Here is an 18588-nt window from a genome sequence, read left to right as displayed (position 1 = left end):
TAACGATGCGCCGGAACCTGTCGTTACAGCCTCTGGTTATTCCTGAAACACCTGCGCGACCAGATTATGGAAATGGGCAATGCCATGTTCGGAGATACCGCTGCCGCTGGTGTCGGCCATAATGCGGCCCTGACCGCGATACCCGCGCGATTTCAACCCTTTTTGGACGCTTTCAACCAGTCGTAAATCTTCAGGGCGGAAGACGTTGCGATACCATTCGATCAGTTGTTTCTGCTCTTCGGTCAGTTCTTCGTTGGTGAAGTAGATGTCATAGTTTTGCAGCGTAGTTTCTGCATCCACTGGAAATTCGTAGATAACGGTCATCATGCCTTTGATTGGCGTAACGTTGAGCATGGTGCACGGCCACAGCCAGAAACCGTGGAAGGCGGCATCAACACCCTCTTCGAACTTAAATGACTGCTCTGACGGTTTGGCGAAACCGTATTGTAGCGTCCAGTTGCCGTGCATAGTATGCCAGTAACGATCAACCTGAACCGAGTCGGAAAAACCAGGGTGAGCCGGGCCGCAGTGGTAGCACTCCAGATAGTTATCGACAATATTCTTCCAGTTGGCTGGAGTTCGGGTCGTAAAGCGCGCCGCCAGCTTCAGGTCATGCACATCAGGGCAGGCTTCGATAACTTTGTCTGCAAGACCTGGGAGTTGTTCTTCTACGCTGCCCGCGTTCGGATCCATGTTGATAAACACGAATCCGGCATATTCTTCCAGCCGTACCGGGGTGAGATGTGCTTTCTCACTGTCGAAGTTGGCAACGTTTTCGCAGTTACGTGCATGCGCCAGGTTACCGTCAAGCTTGAATGCCCAGGCGTGGTAAGGGCAGGTAATCACATTTTTCGCTTTCCCTTCGCCGCTCAACAGTTGATGACCACGATGCGGGCAAACGTTGTAGAACGCGCGCAACACGTTATCGCGACCACGTACCAGCACGATGTTCTCGCCAATCACTTCCCGGGTTACATAATCATTGGGTTTCGCCAGTTCGCTACTGTGGGCTACACAAATCCAGCTCTTAGCGAACACTTTCTCCTGCTCGTGCTCGAAGGCCTGATGGTCGGTATAGAACCGGGCAGGAATAGTCCAGGCGTCCTGCGGGTTGGCACAGAAATTTTGCGGCAGAATAAACTCAGGGCTCAGATTGCTCATTGGAATACCTTTAATTTGTGAGTAAGAGGATTTTTTACTGGCGCTTAATTGTCGCCTTTGAGTAATGTCCCGGCCGGTGGTGCGACGGGGACGTCCACTGGCGTTTCGGGGAGATGACCTTCAATTTGATGTGCAGGAACGTGGGCATAGTCCTGCCGTACCCAGCGAAGAAAACCGCCAACCTTCACCAACAGAATGGCGAGGAAGGGAAGTGCGGTCAGAACCACCGTGGTCTTCATGGTTTCCAGGGACGCGCCGGTGAACAAAATCGATAATGGGATCAGGGTGATGACCACGCACCAGAACAGACGTAAGCTACGCTGCGGATCTTCCCCTTCCTGCAGGTTACGCATGCTGGTGGCCGCCATGGTGTAGGCGACGGCATCCATATGCGAGGCGAGAAAAATAATCATGATCGCCAGATACGCCACCAGGAACAGTTTCCCGGCAGGCAACGACATCAACACTTGCTGTACGGCTGTTTCGCCGCCTAACGTGGCCATAACCTGCGGTACGTCGATCACACCGTTCACAAATTGGTGAATGGAGTAGCTTTCCATCACGCCAAAGAAGAACCAGCAGCCAACGGTACTACCCAGGATTAACGCCCAGATAACCTCTTTGATTTTGCGACCACGGGATACGCGAGTGACAAACATTGCCACGCCAGGGGTGTAGGAGATCCACCACAGCCAATAGAACACCGTCCAGTTGCGGGTGAACTCACCGTTGCCGAGCGGGTCGGTGAACAGACTCATCTGCAAAAAGTTTTGTGTCGTCAGACCGATGGCGTTAATGATGTTGTTGGTGATGAACTCGGTCGGGCCGACAATCAGCACCAGCAGCGGCAGTAAAAACGCCCCCCAGCCGACCATTTTGCTCAGACGTTGCAAGCCGTTGTTGATGCCAATCCAGGAGCTCAGACAGAAAATGCCGCCAGAGAACAGGATAACAAACGCCTGTACTGTGAAGTTATCCGGTAAACCCGTGAGAGCAGATAAACCACGGGTAAAGGTGGCGGCGGTGACAACCAGAGAGATGGTTAACGCGCCAACTGTGGCGATCAGGAACATCAAATCAACCAGCCGGCCCCAGACGCCCTGCGGATGCACGCCGGTGATAGCGGCGATTATTCCGGACAGGCTCAGCCCTTTGTTTTTCCGCACATGAAAGTGGTAGGCCATGGTTAATGAAGCCAGCGTATAGGTCGCCCAGGCGCTGATTCCCCAATGGAAAAAAGAGTAGGGTAAGCTGTATTCCAGCGCTTTTTGCGAGTGCGGAGCGATATTCAGACCTGGGGTCTGGTAATAATAGGCCCACTCAGCAACGCCCCAATAGAGCGTGGAGGAACCTAGTCCGGCACAAATAAACATAAACAGCCAGGACAGCGTGCTGTATTCCGCTTTTCCTTCTCCCAGACGAATGTTGCCGTATTTGCTGGTGGCCAGCCAGACGACCAGACCCATCGCCATCAGAACGAGGATCTGCACGGCGGAACCCAGCATCCGGGTAACGCCGTTAAAAAGGGTATTTGCGACTTGTGCAGACTGCTGAGGGAAGAGACTAAGTGTGGCGGCGATGAAAAGAATAGCCACCAGACTGATGGCTATCAGCGGCATGTCTTTTTTCTTAACGTTGCTCAACATGGGATCTCCTGGGCACAGTTGCCCGCGTATGGCATTAGCCTGTCGTTGTTATCATGCTGTAGGGAATCAGTGATCTTGTATTTAACAATTTTATTATTTGTTCTTTACATGAATTAAACAATTGCTCGATGCGTGAAGCAATAAAACACAGAACGGAAATAATAAAAGGTGAATTGGCGCAGGTTATTGGTGCCATAAAAAGCATAAAAAAGCCGCGTCAGTGACGCGGCTCATATTCCGTGGTTTGACCTCTAACGCAATGCCCGAGAGATGGCCTCACCAACCTGTTGCGTGGTGGCAGTGCCTTTCATATCCGGTGTTTTCGGGCCGCTGGCAATAACCTGCTCAATTGCCGCCAGAATACCGTCGTGGGCGGCTTTATAGTTAGCATCACCGTTGCCAAGGAAATCGAGCATCATGGCGCCAGCCCAGATAGTCGCTATAGGGTTGGCGATGTTCTTGCCGTAGATATCGGGGGCCGAACCGTGTACTGGCTCGAACAGAGACGGGAAGGTGCGTTCCGGGTTTAAGTTGGCTGAAGGCGCAATGCCAATCGTTCCGGTACAGGCTGGACCGAGATCGGAAAGGATGTCGCCAAACAGGTTGGAGGCAACCACCACGTCAAAACGCTCCGGCTGCATCACAAAGCGGGCGCAGAGTATATCAATATGCTGTTTATCCCAACGGATCTCGGGATAGTGAGCCGCCATTGCTTCCACGCGCTCGTCCCAGTACGGCATGCTGATGGCAAGTCCATTGGATTTGGTCGCCGAGGTCAGGGTTTTGCGCGGGCGGTTTTGCGCCAGCTCGAAAGCGTAACGCAAAATTCGATCCACACCGCGACGGGTGAAGACCGACTCCTGGATAACCACTTCGTGTTCTGTACCTTCGCTTACGCGTCCGCCGAGTGAAGAGTATTCTCCCTCGGTGTTCTCGCGCACCACGTAGAAATCGATGTCACCTGGCTGCTTGCCTGCCAGCGGGCAAGGTACGCCTGGAAACAGGCGTACCGGGCGCAGGTTGACATACTGGTCGAATTCGCGGCGAAACTTAAGCAGTGAACCCCATAATGAGATGTGGTCCGGTACGGTTTCCGGCCAGCCAACGGCACCAAAATAGATAGCATCGAAGGATTGTAACTGCTTATGCCAGTCATCCGGCATCATCTTTCCGTGATGGGCGTAGTACTCGCAGCTGGCCCATTCCATTTGCTCAAAGCTGAGTGACAACCCCCAACGCTCGGCGGCTGCCTGCAACACCTGAATGCCTTCAGGCAGGACTTCTTTACCAATGCCATCTCCGGGGATAGCGGCAATACGACAGGTTTTCTTCATAGCAGCTCTCACTTGTACGCCATCAAAATTGACTTTCCCCGTATCCTATAATTGACTGATTAATAGTTAATCCCCCTAACTGGTGAAACATAAAACACAGATCATGAATAATCTGCCGCTGCTAAATGATTTACGCGTCTTTATGCTGGTTGCCCGTCGTGCGGGATTTGCCGCCGTTGCCGAAGAGCTGGGCGTATCTCCGGCTTTTATCAGTAAGCGCGTTGCCCTGTTGGAGCAAACGCTGAACGTGGTGCTGTTGCACCGAACAACGCGGCGCGTAACCATCACGGAAGAGGGGGAGCGGATCTACGAATGGGCACAGCGGATCCTGCAGGATGTCGATCAGATGATGGACGAGCTGTCCGATGCCAGGCAGATCCCGCAGGGGATGCTACGAATTATCAGTAGCTTTGGTTTTGGCCGCCGGGTGGTCGCTCCGGCGCTGTCTGCGCTGGCAAAAGAGTACCCGCAGTTAGAACTGAGGTTCGATGTTGAAGACCGTCTGGTAGATATGGTCAATGAGGGCGTCGATCTCGATATTCGTATCGGGGATGATATCGCGCCGAACCTGATTGCCCGCAAGCTGGCGACTAACTATCGTATTCTGTGCGCCTCGCCGGAGTTTGTGGCGCAGCATGGAGTGCCGAAACAACTGAACGATCTTTCTACTTTTCCCTGCCTGGTTATTAAAGAACGCGACCATCCGTTTGGTATCTGGCAAATGCGTAATAAAGAGGGCGCACACTCAATAAAGGTTACGGGGCCGCTGTCGTCTAACCATGGCGAAGTGGTACATCAATGGTGTCTGGATGGGCAGGGAATTGCTTTGCGTTCGTGGTGGGACGTTTGCGACAACATTGCCAGCGGACATCTGGTGCATATATTGCCTGAGTATTATCAACCCGCCAATATATGGGCTGTTTATGTCTCCCGGCTGGCGACGTCGGCAAAAATCCGTATTACGGTTGAGTATTTGCGCCGCTATTTTGCCGAAAACTACCCAAAGTTTACTTTGGAATAAATGCTCGATAGGTTAGTCAGAGACAGAAAATAAAAAAGGCAGAATAATCTGCCTTTTTCGTAACCATGATTTAGCGACAAAAGAGCTTATTTAGACTCTTCTGCTTCAGGTAATGTCACGTTAAGTTCGAGGATCGAAATATCGCCGTCTTTTTGTTCAAGTTGTACCGTGACCATTTCGGGATCAATTTGTACATACTTACAGATAACGTCGAGAATATCCTTACGCAGCTGCGGTAAATAATGTGGCTCGGCGTCACTACGACGACGTTCCGCAACAATAATCTGCAGTCGCTCTTTAGCGATGTTCGCTGTGCTCTTTTTCCGCGAGAGAAAAAAATCCAGTAATGCCATAACTTATCCTCCGAACAGGCGTTTGAGGAAACCTTTCTTCTCTTCTTCAATGAAGCGGAAAGGACGTTCTTCTCCCAACAGACGGTCTACGGTATCAGCATAGGCTTTACCGGCATCAGCATTGATGTCGAGAATAACCGGCTCACCCTGGTTAGACGCGCGTAGGACTGACTGATCTTCAGGAATCACGCCAACCAGCTTGATTCGCAGAATTTCCAGTACGTCTTCCATGCTCAGCATGTCACCTTTATTAACGCGGCCAGGGTTGTAGCGCGTCAGCAACAAATGCTCTTTAATTGGATCTTCACCGTTTTCCGCGCGACGAGATTTCGACGCCAGAATACCCAGTATACGGTCAGAGTCACGTACAGAGGAGACTTCCGGGTTGGTGGTAATAATCGCTTCATCGGCAAAATACAGGGCCATCAGCGCACCGGTTTCAATACCCGCCGGAGAGTCGCAGACGATGAAGTCGAATTCCATCGTTTTCAGATCGTCCAGAACTTTCGCGACGCCTTCACGCGTCAGCGCGTCTTTATCGCGAGTTTGTGAGGCCGGAAGAATAAAGAGATTTTCGGTACGCTTATCTTTGATTAGCGCCTGATTTAACGACGCATCGCCCTGAATAACGTTGACGAAGTCGTAAACGACGCGGCGTTCACAACCCATAATCAGATCGAGATTACGCAGGCCGATATCAAAATCAATAACGACAGTTTTCTTTCCCTTCTGGGCCAAACCTGTAGCGATGGCCGCGCTGGAGGTGGTTTTGCCAACGCCCCCTTTACCCGAAGTAACAACAATAATGCGTGCCATAGAAATTCCTTGTTAAAAAGGGATCAATTCAACGGTTGAACTGTCAAAGCGTTCTCTGCTAATTGCAGACGTGCCGCTTTGCCATAAAATTCTGCTGGGATTTTATCACTCAGCCAATAAACACCTGCGATAGACACCAGTTCTGCCGTCAGATGGGTACAAAAAATTTGCGCTTCCCGGTCACCGCTTGCGCCTGCCAACGCACGGCCTCTCATCATTCCATAAACATGAATATTGCCATCAGCGATAAGCTCTGCGCCTGCACTGACGTGGCTTGTAACAATCAGATCACATTGTGGTGCATAAATGCGCTGACCGGAACGAACCGGCACATTTATTAATCGTGTTTTTGTGATGGGAGTAACGTTTTGTGGCGGAGCGACGGGAGCCGGGGCCTCAACGGGCGCAGGACGAATAGCTTTTTCTTTACCTTCAGTCAGTAAAGGAAGACCCATTTCGTCGATTTCTGCCTTGAGTCTGGCATCTTTGCATCCGCTAACGCCGATAATGCGCAATCCGGTAGACGCGACAACCTTCTGCAGCGCTGACCAGTTTACCGGGCTTTCAAGACCACTCACGTTAACCACTACGGGAGCATGTTTTAAAAAAGCAGGTGCCTGCGCGATTTTGTCTTCCAACGCCTGACGAATAACCTCGGGTTCTGCTTCATGTAAATGAACCACTGATAAGGTGAAGCTACTGCCTTTAAGCTCGATTGGCGTGTTTGACATCCTGGCCTTACTCAATTTGCTATTTATCATCCCCAGCGCGGGGTGATATTCCGAAGACTATAAGGCATGTTATAGTCAGTATTATATTGAGGCAAGCCACCATTCCGTGAATTCAGAGTAAAAGATATGTTTTGTGTGATCTACCGAAGCAGTAAACGTGACCAGACCTATTTATATGTCGAAAAAAAAGACGATTTCTCGCGAGTTCCTGAAGAACTGATGAAAGGATTTGGTCAGCCGACGCTGGCAATGATGTTGCCGCTTGATGGCCGTAAAAAGCTGGTTAATGCCGATCTGGAAAAAGTAAAACAGGCACTCACCGAGCAGGGCTATTATTTACAAATACCACCGCCGCCAGAAGATTTACTTAAACAGCATCTGGCCGCGACGAAACAAAATACACCAGACGATAAACGTTAAACTGCATCCGGCAGCAGCACGCCCCATCGATGCAGTACCTGAAATTGATAACTACGTTAGGGGAAAGTAATGTATCAACATCATAACTGGCATGGTGCTCTGCTGGATTATCCGGTGAGTAAGGTGGTTTGCGTAGGGAGTAACTATGCCAACCATATTAAAGAGATGGGTGGAACGCCTCCGGAAGAACCGGTGCTGTTTATTAAACCGGAAACCGCGCTGTGCGATTTACGCCAGCCGCTGGTGATCCCATCTGATATGGGTTCGGTTCACCATGAAGTTGAGCTGGCTGTTTTGATTGGCGCGACCCTACGTCAGGCGACGGAAGAACATGTGCGCAAAGCCATTGCGGGCTATGGCGTCGCGTTGGATCTGACCCTGCGTGATATTCAGGGCAAAATGAAGAAGGCGGGGCAACCGTGGGAAAAAGCGAAGGGCTTTGATAACTCTTGCCCGCTGTCAGGGTTTATTCCGGTGGCGGAATTTAATGGTGATCCTCAGGATACGATGCTCGGGTTAACGGTTAACGGTGAGCAGCGCCAGCACGGCACCACGGCGGATATGATCCATCAAATCGTGCCTTTGATTGCCTATATGAGTCGTTTCTTTACCCTCAAAGCGGGCGATGTTGTGTTGACGGGGACGCCAGCAGGAGTTGGGCCGTTAAACAGCGGTGATGAACTGGCTATCAGTTTTCATGGTCAAACGCTGACGACACGCGTGCTGTAATCTCTTCTTGCCGCCTTTTCGGGCGGCAAAACTTGCATCAGCGTGCCAGACTGGTTATAAGGTGCAGCTTTATTGCAATAGCGGATACCCTGATGAGCGACATACCTTTCTGGCAAAGTAAAACCCTGGATGAAATGACCGATGCCGAGTGGGAGTCATTATGTGACGGGTGTGGTCAATGCTGCCTGCATAAGCTGATGGATGAAGACACCGACGAAATCTATTTTACTAACGTCGCGTGTAAGCAGCTCAATATCAAAACCTGTCAGTGCCGTAATTACGAACGCCGATTCGAGTACGAGCCTGACTGTATCAAACTGACGCGCGATAATCTGCCCACCTTTGAATGGCTGCCGATGACCTGTGCGTATCGTCTGCTAGCGGAAGGTAAAGGGCTGCCGGAGTGGCATCCACTGCTGACGGGATCAAAAGCGGCGATGCACGGTGAACGTATTTCAGTACGTCATATTGCAGTGAAAGAATCGGAAGTGCGTGACTGGCAGGATCATATTTTGAACAAACCTTCATGGGCGGACTAAGCCGCCCATCGATTAGCAGGCGTTAAGGCTTAAGACTTTTTCGCCTGATACATCTCATCGCCATGGTTGTCATCTTCAACCCAGAAATTGATGTTGAATTGGGCGTCGTCGCTTAATTCAACGCGATGCCAGTACTGCGGCGGACTGGTCGCAAACTGACCGGCATTAATCACCACTTTTACTTCAGGCTCTTTTGCGTCTTCATTGGCAAAGCCGTAATACGTTACCGTACCTTCCATCACGCAAAGCTGGCCAAAAACGCCTGCTGCAGTGTTATGGTGAGAAAGCAGTGCTGCCGGGACGTTGTCTTTCGTGAAGAAGGGAGTAGAGCGTTTAACTTTCCAGTTTGCCGGGATGCGTAAATGGGACATAAGACATCTCCTTGGTGTGGCATCTATAAGATGTATTTAATATACATCTTATAGATGCCAGCAGGCAATGAATTTAAGGCAAAAAAAACGCTCCCGAAGGAGCGTCTCTGTTAGCGACCGAAGAGGTCACGTTTTTTCGGTTTGAACGGCTGTGCTATCACTACCAGCACGGCGACCACCAGGTAGGCGGCGAAGATCCCCAACAGCCACTGCGGCATTTCCAGGGTTAAAAAAGACCACTGGCGCTCAGCACAGTCACCGGACGCTAAAAACACCTGCGGCAGCCATTTGTCCAGTGGCAGCCAGCTTGGGAAGCGTGCGGCAAAATCACAGGTCATAAACGGGGATGGGTGCAGCTGAATCATGGTGTGCTCATACGCTAACTGAAGTCCGCGCCAGGCACTGTAAATCCAGATTATCATCGCCACATAGCGCAGTGGTGTTTTTGGCGCGATAGCACCCACCAGCCCTGCACCCATCACGCCAAATAATGCGCTACGTTCGTAAATACACAACACGCAAGGTTTTAGCAGCATGACGTGCTGGAACCACAGCGCGACGAGCTCCAGCGCAAAGGCGGTTAACGCCAACAATAACCATGCTCCACGACCTCGGGAGCACTGGTTTAAAAATCGCAACATAATCATTTCCCTGCAACATGCGTAGAGACCGCAGTTTAAACCAATTCACTTTATGCGCCACTAGCGGGAATTGAAAATTTGCGTAATCGGATATTTATCATGCAAAAAGTCAAACCGGGCAGTGATTTGCCCGGTTAATTGTTATGAAAGTGTAGCTAACCAGCCCGTTTGGGTCATCCACTCGGTCACCGGAACTAGCGTGAACTCGACGCAAAGCAGGCCGACGAGCGTCAGGACGAGAGTATAAGGCAGGGCCATCCACACCATGCGACCATAAGAGAGGCGAATCAACGGCGCCAGTGCAGAGGTCAGCAGGAACAGGAATGCAGCCTGGCCGTTTGGCGTGGCCACCGAAGGCAGGTTGGTCCCGGTATTGATCGCCACCGCCAACAGCTCAAATTGGTTAAGGCTGATGGTCCCATGTTCCATCGCGGCTTTGGCTTCATTGATATAAATCGTACCAACAAAAACGTTATCAGAGATCGAAGACAGCAGGCCGTTGAAGAGATAAAACAGCGTCAGTTGTGCATGTTCAGACGACTGCAACACAAACTGAATAATCGGTGAAAAGAGTTGTTGATCGATAATCACCGCGACAATAGAGAAGAACACGGTCAGCAGCGCGGTGAAGGGTAGCGACTCGGTAAAGGCCTTACCTATCGCATGTTCGTCGGTTACGCCGGTCAACGAGGTTGCCAGAATGATGACCGACAAACCGATCAATCCGACTTCTGCCAGATGCAGGGCCAAAGCAACGACCAGCCAGACGCCAATAATCGCCTGGACAATCAGTTTGATTTTGTCCTGGCGGGTACGTTGTTGGCGGCTCTGATCGTCAAACTGTTGCAGGACATCACGGACGGTCTCCGGCAGCGTTTCGCCATAGCCAAACCAGCGCAATTTCTCGACCAGTACACAGGTTAACAGGCCGCAAATCAGTACCGGGACGGTAACTGGCGACATGCGCAGGAAGAAGTCGCCAAAATGCCAGCCAGCCGCTTTGGCAATAATCAGGTTTTGTGGCTCGCCCACCATGGTCATCACGCCGCCTAACGCCGTACCGACACCCGCGTGCATCATCAGGCTACGCAGAAAACCGCGGAACTGCTCAAGTACGACTTTATTGTGCTGATCGATATGGCTGTCATCAAGCATGTTGTTGTCTTCCGCGCGAGAAGAAGCAACGCGATGGTAGATACCATAAAACCCGACCGCAACGCTGATTACCACGGCAACGACGGTCAACGCATCGAGGAACGCAGAGAGGAAAGCGGCTGCAACACAAAAAGACAGTGACAGCAGCGTCTTGGAGCGAATAGTGAGCAGCAGACGCGTGAAAATAAACAGTAGTAACTGCTTCATAAAGTAGATGCCTGCCACCATAAACATCAGCAGCAATAACACCTCAAGGTTTGCGGCAACCTCTTCACGCACATGCGTGGCGCTGGTCATACCAATAATGACAGCTTCGATAGCCAACAGCCCGCCTGGCAGCAGTGGGTAGCATTTTAACGCCATCGCCAGCGTGAAAATGAACTCGGCCACCAGCAACCAGCCGGCGATAAAAGGGTTGATGAAAAAAATAATCGGGTTAACGACTAAGAAGACAAGCAGTGCAAGTTTGTACCAGTCTGGTGATTGACCTAAAAAATTGCGCCACATAGCGCGGCCCCATGATAGCTCCATGGTGATTTCCCTACCTTTAAAAATGAAATCATGTTTTTATGTTTGACCGCAAAGCTTAGCGGGAGGAGGGAGTACAGGCAAGCTATTCACGAGACTGGCAAGGTTGGCTGTGCTGTAGCGTTATTTGGAAAATGAAGCCTTGATCCACTTTTTCTTCATTGCGTCAGCTATCAGCTAAGATACCCATCTGGTATGATGTGTGTAACTATGTTTTGCTGTGTAATGGAATTTTTACTATGGTCATTAAGGCGCAAAGCCCGGCTGGGTTCGCGGAAGAGTACATCATTGAAAGTATCTGGAATAACCGCTTCCCACCTGGCACTATTTTGCCCGCTGAACGTGAACTCTCCGAACTTATTGGGGTGACACGTACCACGCTACGCGAAGTATTGCAGCGGTTGGCGCGAGATGGCTGGTTGACCATTCAACACGGCAAACCGACGAAGGTGAATAACTTCTGGGAAACCTCCGGGCTGAATATTCTTGAAACGCTGGCGCGTCTCGATCACGAGAGTGTCCCGCAGTTGATTGATAATCTGCTGTCCGTGCGTACCAATATTTCGACGATCTTTGTTCGCACTGCGTTTCGCCAGCATCCTGATAAAGCACAGGAGGTTTTGGCGACGGCAAATCAGGTGGCCGACCACGCTGACGCATTTGCCGATCTGGACTATAACATTTTCCGCGGCCTGGCATTTGCCTCCGGCAATCCGATTTACGGTTTGATCCTCAACGGTATGAAAGGATTATATACCCGCATTGGTCGTCATTATTTTGCCAATCCGGAAGCGCGCGCGCTGGCGCTGAGCTTCTACCGTAAACTGTCAGAACTCTGCGAGCAGGGCGCTCATGAGCAGGTGTATGAAACGGTGCGCCGCTATGGTCACGACAGCGGCGAAATTTGGCATCGTATGCAGAAGAGCCTGCCGGGCGACTTAGCTATTCAGGGCCGTTAATCGCTCCATGCCGGATGGCGACGCCAAAGCGTCTTATCCGGCCTACAATACGTGCACTTCGTAGGCCGGATATGGTGTTTACACCGCCTCCGGTAATAAGATTTACAGACCGTTCATCCTTGGCGGGCAACGCTCCAACAGCTCCACGCTGCCATCTTCATTCTGTTGCTCCAGCATCACGTCAAAACCCCAAAGCCGGTGTACGTGCTTGAGCACTTCTTTGCGTCCTTTATCTAGCGGCGCGCGGTTATGCGGAATGTAGCGTAAGGTGAGCGAACGGTCGCCACGCAGATCGACGTTCCAGATTTGAATATTCGGCTCCAGGTTGCTGAGGTTGTATTGCGACGACAACCTGTTGCGGATCTCACGATATCCTTCCTCATTATGAATCGCAGATATCTCCAGGTAGTTGTGACGATCGTCATCCAGCACGGTGAACAGACGGAAATCACGCATCACCTTTGGTGACAGGAACTGGCTGATAAAGCTCTCATCTTTGAAATCGCGCATCGCGAAATGCAGGGTTTCCAGCCAGTCAGAACCCGCTATGTCCGGGAACCAGTATTTGTCCTCCTCGGTCGGCGACTGACAAATACGTTTGATATCCTGGAACATGGCAAACCCCAGGGCATAAGGGTTTATCCCGCTATACCACGGGCTGTTGTAGGGCGGCTGAAATACCACATTGGTATGGCTATGCAGAAACTCCAGCATAAACCGTTCGGTGACTTTACCCTCATCATAAAGGTGGTTCAGGATGGTGTAATGCCAGAAAGTGGCCCAGCCTTCGTTCATCACCTGCGTCTGTTTCTGCGGATAAAAATACTGGCTGACCTTGCGTACAATGCGCAACACCTCGCGTTGCCAGGACTCCAGCAGCGGGGCATTCTTCTCCATGAAGTACAGCAGGTTCTCCTGTGGCTCAGAGGGATAACGGCGGGCTTCCGCCACGGTTTTCTCTTCCTCTTTCTTCGGCAGTGTGCGCCACAACATATTCACCTGGCTTTGCAGATACTCTTCACGGCTTTTCTGACGGGCTTTCTCTTCCTGTAGGGAGATTTTTTGCGGGCGTTTGTAACGGTCAACGCCGTAGTTCATCAGCGCATGGCAGGAGTCGAGCAGCTTTTCGACTTCATCCACGCCGTAACGCTCTTCACACTGGGTTATATAGTTTCGCGCGAAGATCAGGTAATCGACAATGGAACTGGCATCCGTCCAGCTTCGGAACAGGTAGTTGTTTTTGAAGAAGGAGTTGTGTCCGTAGCAGGCATGCGCCATCACCAGCGCCTGCATGGTGATGGTGTTCTCCTCCATCAGATACGCGATACACGGATTGGAGTTGATAACAATCTCATAGGCCAGTCCCTGCTGACCATGCTTATACAAGCGCTCGGTTTCAATAAACTTTTTACCAAACGACCAGTGAGGATAGTTGATCGGCATCCCGACGCTGGAGTAAGCGTCCATCATCTGTTCGGAAGTGATCACCTCGATTTGGTGCGGGTAGGTGTCCAGTCTGTAGAGTTTCGCCACGCGGTCTATCTCTGCCAGATAGACATCCAGCAGATCAAACGTCCAGTCGGGTCCATCGCTTAACCGTGTGCTGTCCTTGTTCATGGAATCAATCGTAGCCATTCGCGCACCCTCATTGTTGGCGGCACTCTCTGTCTGGAGTACCTCATGTCAAGCATAGATCATGGTGTTAAAAAACGTGCTGCGGCAGAAATTTTTTCTTTGCGATTTCACGTTAGCGAGGCGTCGAAAAATGGCATGGCCGCAAAATTTTATGCTGGATAAAAATAACGCACAGCAGGAGATGCCAAAGCGGAGAGTCCCCAGCCATCACCGTTATATGTGAGGTAAGTCACCATAAAAAAGCCATATGTTGAATAATATTTTCAACTGAGTTATCAAGATGTAATTAGATGATTGTTCTTTTACTGTTAACGGAGTGGCTATGCGAGTTGTCATACTGGGAAGTGGTGTCGTTGGCGTGACCAGCGCCTGGTACTTAAGTCAGGCTGGACACGATGTCACCGTCATTGATCGTGAGCCCGGTCCGGCACTGGAAACCAGTGCGGCGAACGCGGGGCAAATCTCTCCAGGTTATGCAGCACCATGGGCGGCACCAGGCGTACCGCTAAAAGCAATTAAGTGGATGTTTCAGCGCCACGCTCCGCTGGCCGTCCGTCTTGACGGAACCCAGTTCCAGTTGAAATGGATGTGGCAGATGCTGCGCAACTGCGACACCAGCCACTATATGGAAAATAAAGGACGCATGGTGCGGCTGGCGGAATACAGCCGTGATTGCCTGAAAGCGCTGCGCGCCTCTACCGGTATCGAGTACGAAGGACGTCAGGGCGGAACCCTGCAACTTTTCCGTACTGCCCAACAGTATGAGAACGCCACTCGCGACATCGCCGTGCTCGAAGACGCTGGCGTGCCATATCAACTGCTGGAAGCAAACCGTCTGGCGGAAGTCGAACCCGCACTGGCAGAAGTGGCGCACAAACTGACCGGTGGTCTGCGCTTACCGAATGATGAAACCGGCGACTGCCAGCTGTTTACCCAGCGTCTGGCGCAGATGGCGGAGCAGGCAGGCGTTAAGTTTCGCTTTAATACCCCGGTCGATAAGCTGCTGAGCGATGGTGAGCAGATTTATGGCGTCCAGTGCGGCGAAGAGATAGTTAAAGCCGATGCCTATGTGATGGCGTTTGGTTCGTACTCCACGGCAATGCTGAAAGGGATCGTTGATATCCCGGTCTATCCGCTCAAAGGCTATTCGTTGACCATTCCGGTGGCGCAAGATGACGGTGCGCCGGTTTCTACTATCCTTGATGAAACCTACAAAATCGCTATTACCCGCTTTGACAATCGTATTCGCGTAGGCGGTATGGCGGAGATTGTCGGCTTTAATACAGAACTGCTACAACCTCGTCGTGAAACGCTGGAAATGGTCGTACGCGATCTCTTCCCGCGCGGCGGTCATGTGGAGCAGGCAACCTTCTGGACCGGACTGCGTCCGATGACGCCGGACGGAACGCCGGTGGTGGGGCGCACCCGCTTTAAGAATCTGCTGCTCAATACCGGCCACGGCACGCTGGGTTGGACCATGGCCTGCGGCTCCGGTCAGCTGCTGAGCGATATCCTTTCTGGCCGCACGCCAGCCATACCTTATGACGATCTGAGCGTGGCGCGTTACAGTCCGGGGTTTACCCCCTCTCGTCCACGGCATTTACATGGCGCACATAACTGATAAGGACGTGAGATGACCCGCCCGATACTGGCCAGCATTGACCTGCAGGCGTTGAAACAAAATCTGACCATTACCCGCCAGGCCGCGCCGGACGCCCGCGTCTGGTCGGTGGTAAAAGCCAATGCGTATGGACACGGTATTGAACGCGTCTGGAATGCGTTGGGCACAACCGATGGTTTTGCCATGCTCAATCTTGAAGAGGCGATAACCCTACGCGAGCGTGGATGGAAAGGCCCGATACTCATGCTGGAGGGTTTTTTCCACGCTGAAGACCTGACTGTATATGACAATTATCGACTAACCACCTGTGTACACAGTAACTGGCAGCTAAAAGCATTGCAGAATGCGCGCCTGAAGGCGCCGCTCGATGTTTACCTGAAGGTGAACAGTGGTATGAACCGGCTTGGGTTTTTACCGGAAAGAGTTCCCACGGTCTGGCAACAGCTGCGGGCGATGCCCAACGTCGGTGAAATGACGCTGATGTCGCATTTTGCCGATGCAGAGCACCCGGAAGGTATTCAGGAAGCTATGGCGCGTATTGCGCAGGCAACTGAAGGGCTGGAGTGCAGACGATCGCTGTCGAATTCGGCCGCCACGCTGTGGCACCCTGAAGCGCATTATGACTGGGTTCGTCCGGGCATTATTTTGTATGGCGCATCGCCTTCGGGACAATGGCGAGACATCGCTAACACCGGCCTGAAGCCAGTGATGACTTTGAGCAGCGAGATAATCGGCATACAAACGCTGAAAGCTGGCGATCGGGTGGGCTACGGTGGACGTTACACTGCCAGCGGCGAGCAGCGCATTGGCATTGTAGCGACCGGCTATGCAGACGGTTATCCACGCCATGCGCCAAGCGGAACGCCTGTGCTGGTGGATGGTGTACGTACCGGGACGGTGGGGACAGTCTCAATGGATATGTTGGCGGTAGATCTGACACCGTGCCCGCAGGCAGGGATCGGGACGCCGGTAGAGCTGTGGGGCAAAGAGATTAAAATTGACGATGTGGCCACCGCCGCAGGTACAGTAGGCTACGAGTTAATGTGTTCTCTGGCGCTGCGCGTGCCAGTTGTGACGGTGTAACTTTATTTAGTGCATTTTGTAGGCCGGGTAAGGCGCAGCCGCCACCCGGCAAAACATCCGCTTTACTCATCCTCATCTTCAGCAACGCGAACACCGACCTTCAGCACCGCATTATCTTCCTTCTCGGCTACGGTCCAGATCATGCCAGCGAATTCCACCTGGTCACCGACGACCGGCGCGGCACCAAGCAGATGCTGGACAATTTCGCCCAACGTTTGCTGCTTATCACGATACTCGGTGCCATCTTCCAGGCCATAAATCAGCGCCACATCGGCATATTTTGCGCTGGCTTCAAGAATAAAATCACCGAAGAAGCGCTGGTCTAACGACACAGGTGGCGACTGGCTGAACAGCTTGCCAAGAGCCGGGAGATCGCGCTCGCGGCCAATAACACACAATACGTCGCCTTCGCGCAGACGTGTGCTGCCGGAGGGGTGAAACAGCACGTTGTCACGAAACAGGGCGGCTATTCGCGTTTCTTCCGGCATATGCAGGTCGCGCAGTGCGGCGCCCACACACCACTTATCCGCGCTGAGCTGATAAACAAACTGCTCCCACGGGTTATCCGGATGAATATCCAGACCAATGCGCGACACGGGCCAGCCGACGGGAGGGACCACCACTTTGGCTTTTTTAGCAGCCCATGAAAGCGACGTTCCCTGAAACAGCAACGAGATAAGTACCACGAAGAAGGCGACGTTAAAGAACAGGCGCGCGTTCTCCAGACCCGCCATCATTGGGAAGACGGCGAGGATGATGGGTACCGCACCGCGCAGACCCACCCAACTGATGAAAATGCGCTCGCGCAGATTAAAGCCACGAAACGGCAGCAGTCCCGCGAAGACCGAAAGCGGGCGGGCAATGAATATCATCCACGCAGACAAAATCAGTGCCGGGATTGCGATAGGCAGCAGGTCGGATGGCGTAACCAGCAGTCCGAGCACCAGGAACATGGCGATTTGCGCCAGCCAGGCCAGACCGTCGAAGTTTTGCAGAATGCCAAACCGGTTGCGAATAGGGCGATTACCCAGCAGGAAGCCACACAGATAAACCGCCAGAATACCGCTGCCTTCCAGCGCAGTGGTCAGGGCAAAAATCAGGATCCCACCGCTTAACGCCAATAGCGGATACAGTCCGGCAGGCAGCGAAATGCGGTTAATCATCTGCTGGAGCATATATCCACCGCCAAGACCGATAATGATGCCTAAGCCAAACTGCTGGATAATGTGCACCGCGAACATCCAGCTTAAACCGGTCTCGTGGTTTTGGATCATGGCGATGAGCGTGATGGTCAAAAACACGGCCATCGGGTCATTACTGCCGGATTCAATTTCCAGCGTAGAGCCAACGCGTTCGTTAAGCCCCTTACCGCCAAGCAGGGAAAAGACCGCCGCGGCGTCGGTTGAACCAACAATCGCGCCAATCAGGAGTCCTTCGATAAGATCCAGATGAAACAGCCACGCGGCCATCATGCCGGTGAGTCCGGAAGTAATCAGCACACCGACCGTCGCCAACGATAGCGCCGGGCCTAACGCAACGCGAAAAGAGCTGGCCTGGGTGCGCATCCCGCCGTCGAGCAGGATAACCGCCAGTGCCAGGTTACTCACCATGTAGGCGAATGGATAGTTATCGAAAGGTATGCCGCCTATACCATCCACGCCCGCTAACATACCGATAGCGAGAAATATCACCAGAATTGGGATACCGAGACGTGATGAGAATGAACTGAGTAAGATACTGCAGGTGACGAGAACGGAACCCAAAATAAAAAGGCTAATAATTGCTGCGGCATCCAACGTTCGGTTACTCCTGAATTACGCTGTTTCGTATTAATAAACCCTACCA

At 52.0% G+C, this 18588-nt stretch carries 18 protein-coding genes and 1 pseudogene; 8 read left to right on the top strand and 11 right to left on the bottom strand.

From position 1 onward, the window contains the following. Window positions 1–36: 36 nt before the first annotated feature. The 3 genes from yeaW to OGY09_RS21955 all read right to left on the bottom strand — a co-directional run bounded on the left by yeaW (window position 37) and on the right by OGY09_RS21955 (window position 4141). The gene (yeaW, locus tag OGY09_RS21965) at window positions 37–1161 is read right to left on the bottom strand and encodes a carnitine monooxygenase, oxygenase subunit YeaW (protein ID WP_003833746.1); all 1125 of its coding nucleotides are present in this window, start codon (window positions 1159–1161) and stop codon (window positions 37–39) included. Window positions 1162–1205: 44 nt separating this feature from the next. After that, entirely contained in the window at window positions 1206–2807 is a 1602-nt protein-coding gene (locus tag OGY09_RS21960) for a BCCT family transporter (RefSeq protein WP_032943751.1), read from the bottom strand. A 251-nt stretch (window positions 2808–3058) separates the two neighbouring features. Beyond that, entirely contained in the window at window positions 3059–4141 is a 1083-nt protein-coding gene (locus OGY09_RS21955) for a tartrate dehydrogenase (protein ID WP_032943750.1), read from the bottom strand. A gap of 103 nt (window positions 4142–4244) precedes the next feature. Here OGY09_RS21955 and OGY09_RS21950 point away from each other — a divergent pair, with 103 nt between their 5' ends. Further along, window positions 4245–5162 carry a LysR family transcriptional regulator gene (locus OGY09_RS21950; RefSeq protein WP_003833741.1) on the top strand — a complete coding sequence of 306 codons (918 nt, stop codon included), beginning with the start codon at window positions 4245–4247 and terminating at the stop codon, window positions 5160–5162. 86 nt (window positions 5163–5248) lie between these two features. On the opposite strand, the gene minE is transcribed toward OGY09_RS21950, so the two are convergent. Genes minE through minC form a run of 3 tightly spaced genes read right to left on the bottom strand, consistent with a single transcriptional unit; the run spans window position 5249 to window position 7062 of the window. Beyond that, entirely contained in the window at window positions 5249–5515 is a 267-nt protein-coding gene (minE, locus tag OGY09_RS21945; RefSeq protein WP_003833739.1) for a cell division topological specificity factor MinE, read from the bottom strand. A gap of 3 nt (window positions 5516–5518) precedes the next feature. Beyond that, window positions 5519–6331, bottom strand: a complete 813-nt coding sequence (gene minD / locus OGY09_RS21940) for a septum site-determining protein MinD (RefSeq protein WP_003020956.1) — start codon at window positions 6329–6331, stop codon at window positions 5519–5521. Window positions 6332–6354: 23 nt separating this feature from the next. Further along, the gene (gene minC / locus OGY09_RS21935) at window positions 6355–7062 is read right to left on the bottom strand and encodes a septum site-determining protein MinC (RefSeq protein WP_003833736.1); all 708 of its coding nucleotides are present in this window, start codon (window positions 7060–7062) and stop codon (window positions 6355–6357) included. A gap of 126 nt (window positions 7063–7188) precedes the next feature. Between minC and OGY09_RS21930 the strand changes: the two genes are divergently transcribed. The 3 genes from OGY09_RS21930 to ycgN all read left to right on the top strand — a co-directional run bounded on the left by OGY09_RS21930 (window position 7189) and on the right by ycgN (window position 8750). After that, entirely contained in the window at window positions 7189–7482 is a 294-nt protein-coding gene (locus OGY09_RS21930; RefSeq protein WP_003833735.1) for a YcgL domain-containing protein, read from the top strand. Window positions 7483–7551: 69 nt separating this feature from the next. Further along, window positions 7552–8211 (top strand): fumarylacetoacetate hydrolase family protein, encoded by a 660-nt coding sequence (locus OGY09_RS21925; protein WP_003833734.1) that lies wholly within the window; start codon window positions 7552–7554, stop codon window positions 8209–8211. A 92-nt stretch (window positions 8212–8303) separates the two neighbouring features. Next, window positions 8304–8750 carry a cysteine cluster protein YcgN gene (gene ycgN / locus OGY09_RS21920; RefSeq protein WP_003020944.1) on the top strand — a complete coding sequence of 149 codons (447 nt, stop codon included), beginning with the start codon at window positions 8304–8306 and terminating at the stop codon, window positions 8748–8750. Between the two features lie 29 nt (window positions 8751–8779). On the opposite strand, the gene OGY09_RS21915 is transcribed toward ycgN, so the two are convergent. From OGY09_RS21915 to nhaB, 3 genes are all read right to left on the bottom strand, one after another. Next, window positions 8780–9121: a TehB family protein gene (locus OGY09_RS21915; RefSeq protein ID WP_003020940.1), complete on the bottom strand. Its 342-nt coding sequence runs from the start codon at window positions 9119–9121 to the stop codon at window positions 8780–8782. A gap of 110 nt (window positions 9122–9231) precedes the next feature. Continuing rightward, complete coding sequence (dsbB, locus tag OGY09_RS21910; protein WP_003844060.1) at window positions 9232–9762, bottom strand: disulfide bond formation protein DsbB; 531 nt, start codon at window positions 9760–9762, stop codon at window positions 9232–9234. A 141-nt stretch (window positions 9763–9903) separates the two neighbouring features. Continuing rightward, the gene (gene nhaB, locus OGY09_RS21905; protein ID WP_008785014.1) at window positions 9904–11448 is read right to left on the bottom strand and encodes a Na(+)/H(+) antiporter NhaB; all 1545 of its coding nucleotides are present in this window, start codon (window positions 11446–11448) and stop codon (window positions 9904–9906) included. Between the two features lie 236 nt (window positions 11449–11684). Here nhaB and fadR point away from each other — a divergent pair, with 236 nt between their 5' ends. After that, the gene (gene fadR, locus OGY09_RS21900; RefSeq protein WP_003833559.1) at window positions 11685–12404 is read left to right on the top strand and encodes a fatty acid metabolism transcriptional regulator FadR; all 720 of its coding nucleotides are present in this window, start codon (window positions 11685–11687) and stop codon (window positions 12402–12404) included. Between the two features lie 102 nt (window positions 12405–12506). Here the strand turns inward: fadR and OGY09_RS21895 are convergent, their stop codons facing one another. Then, entirely contained in the window at window positions 12507–14039 is a 1533-nt protein-coding gene (locus OGY09_RS21895) for a SpoVR family protein (protein ID WP_003833557.1), read from the bottom strand. A 322-nt stretch (window positions 14040–14361) separates the two neighbouring features. Between OGY09_RS21895 and OGY09_RS21890 the strand changes: the two genes are divergently transcribed. From OGY09_RS21890 to OGY09_RS25490, 3 genes and pseudogenes are all read left to right on the top strand, one after another. After that, window positions 14362–15660, top strand: a complete 1299-nt coding sequence (locus tag OGY09_RS21890; protein ID WP_003833553.1) for a D-amino acid dehydrogenase — start codon at window positions 14362–14364, stop codon at window positions 15658–15660. A 12-nt stretch (window positions 15661–15672) separates the two neighbouring features. Continuing rightward, window positions 15673–16743, top strand: coding sequence for a catabolic alanine racemase DadX (dadX, locus tag OGY09_RS21885; RefSeq protein ID WP_003833552.1), 1071 nt, complete (start codon window positions 15673–15675; stop codon window positions 16741–16743). Then, a pseudogene (locus OGY09_RS25490) lies at window positions 16704–16865 on the top strand (hypothetical protein); the annotation flags it as partial. The gene dadX and the pseudogene OGY09_RS25490, both read left to right, overlap by 40 nt. Here the strand turns inward: OGY09_RS25490 and OGY09_RS21880 are convergent. Next, window positions 16806–18539: a potassium/proton antiporter gene (locus tag OGY09_RS21880; RefSeq protein WP_032943744.1), complete on the bottom strand. Its 1734-nt coding sequence runs from the start codon at window positions 18537–18539 to the stop codon at window positions 16806–16808. The pseudogene OGY09_RS25490 and the gene OGY09_RS21880 sit on opposite strands and share 60 nt — an antisense overlap. Window positions 18540–18588 lie beyond the last annotated feature (49 nt).

The sequence above is a fragment of the Citrobacter sp. Cpo071 genome (genome assembly GCF_030332765.1).
In the GTDB taxonomy this organism is placed as follows: domain Bacteria; phylum Pseudomonadota; class Gammaproteobacteria; order Enterobacterales; family Enterobacteriaceae; genus Citrobacter; species Citrobacter portucalensis.
This window is presented reverse-complemented; position numbering and strand designations above follow the sequence as displayed.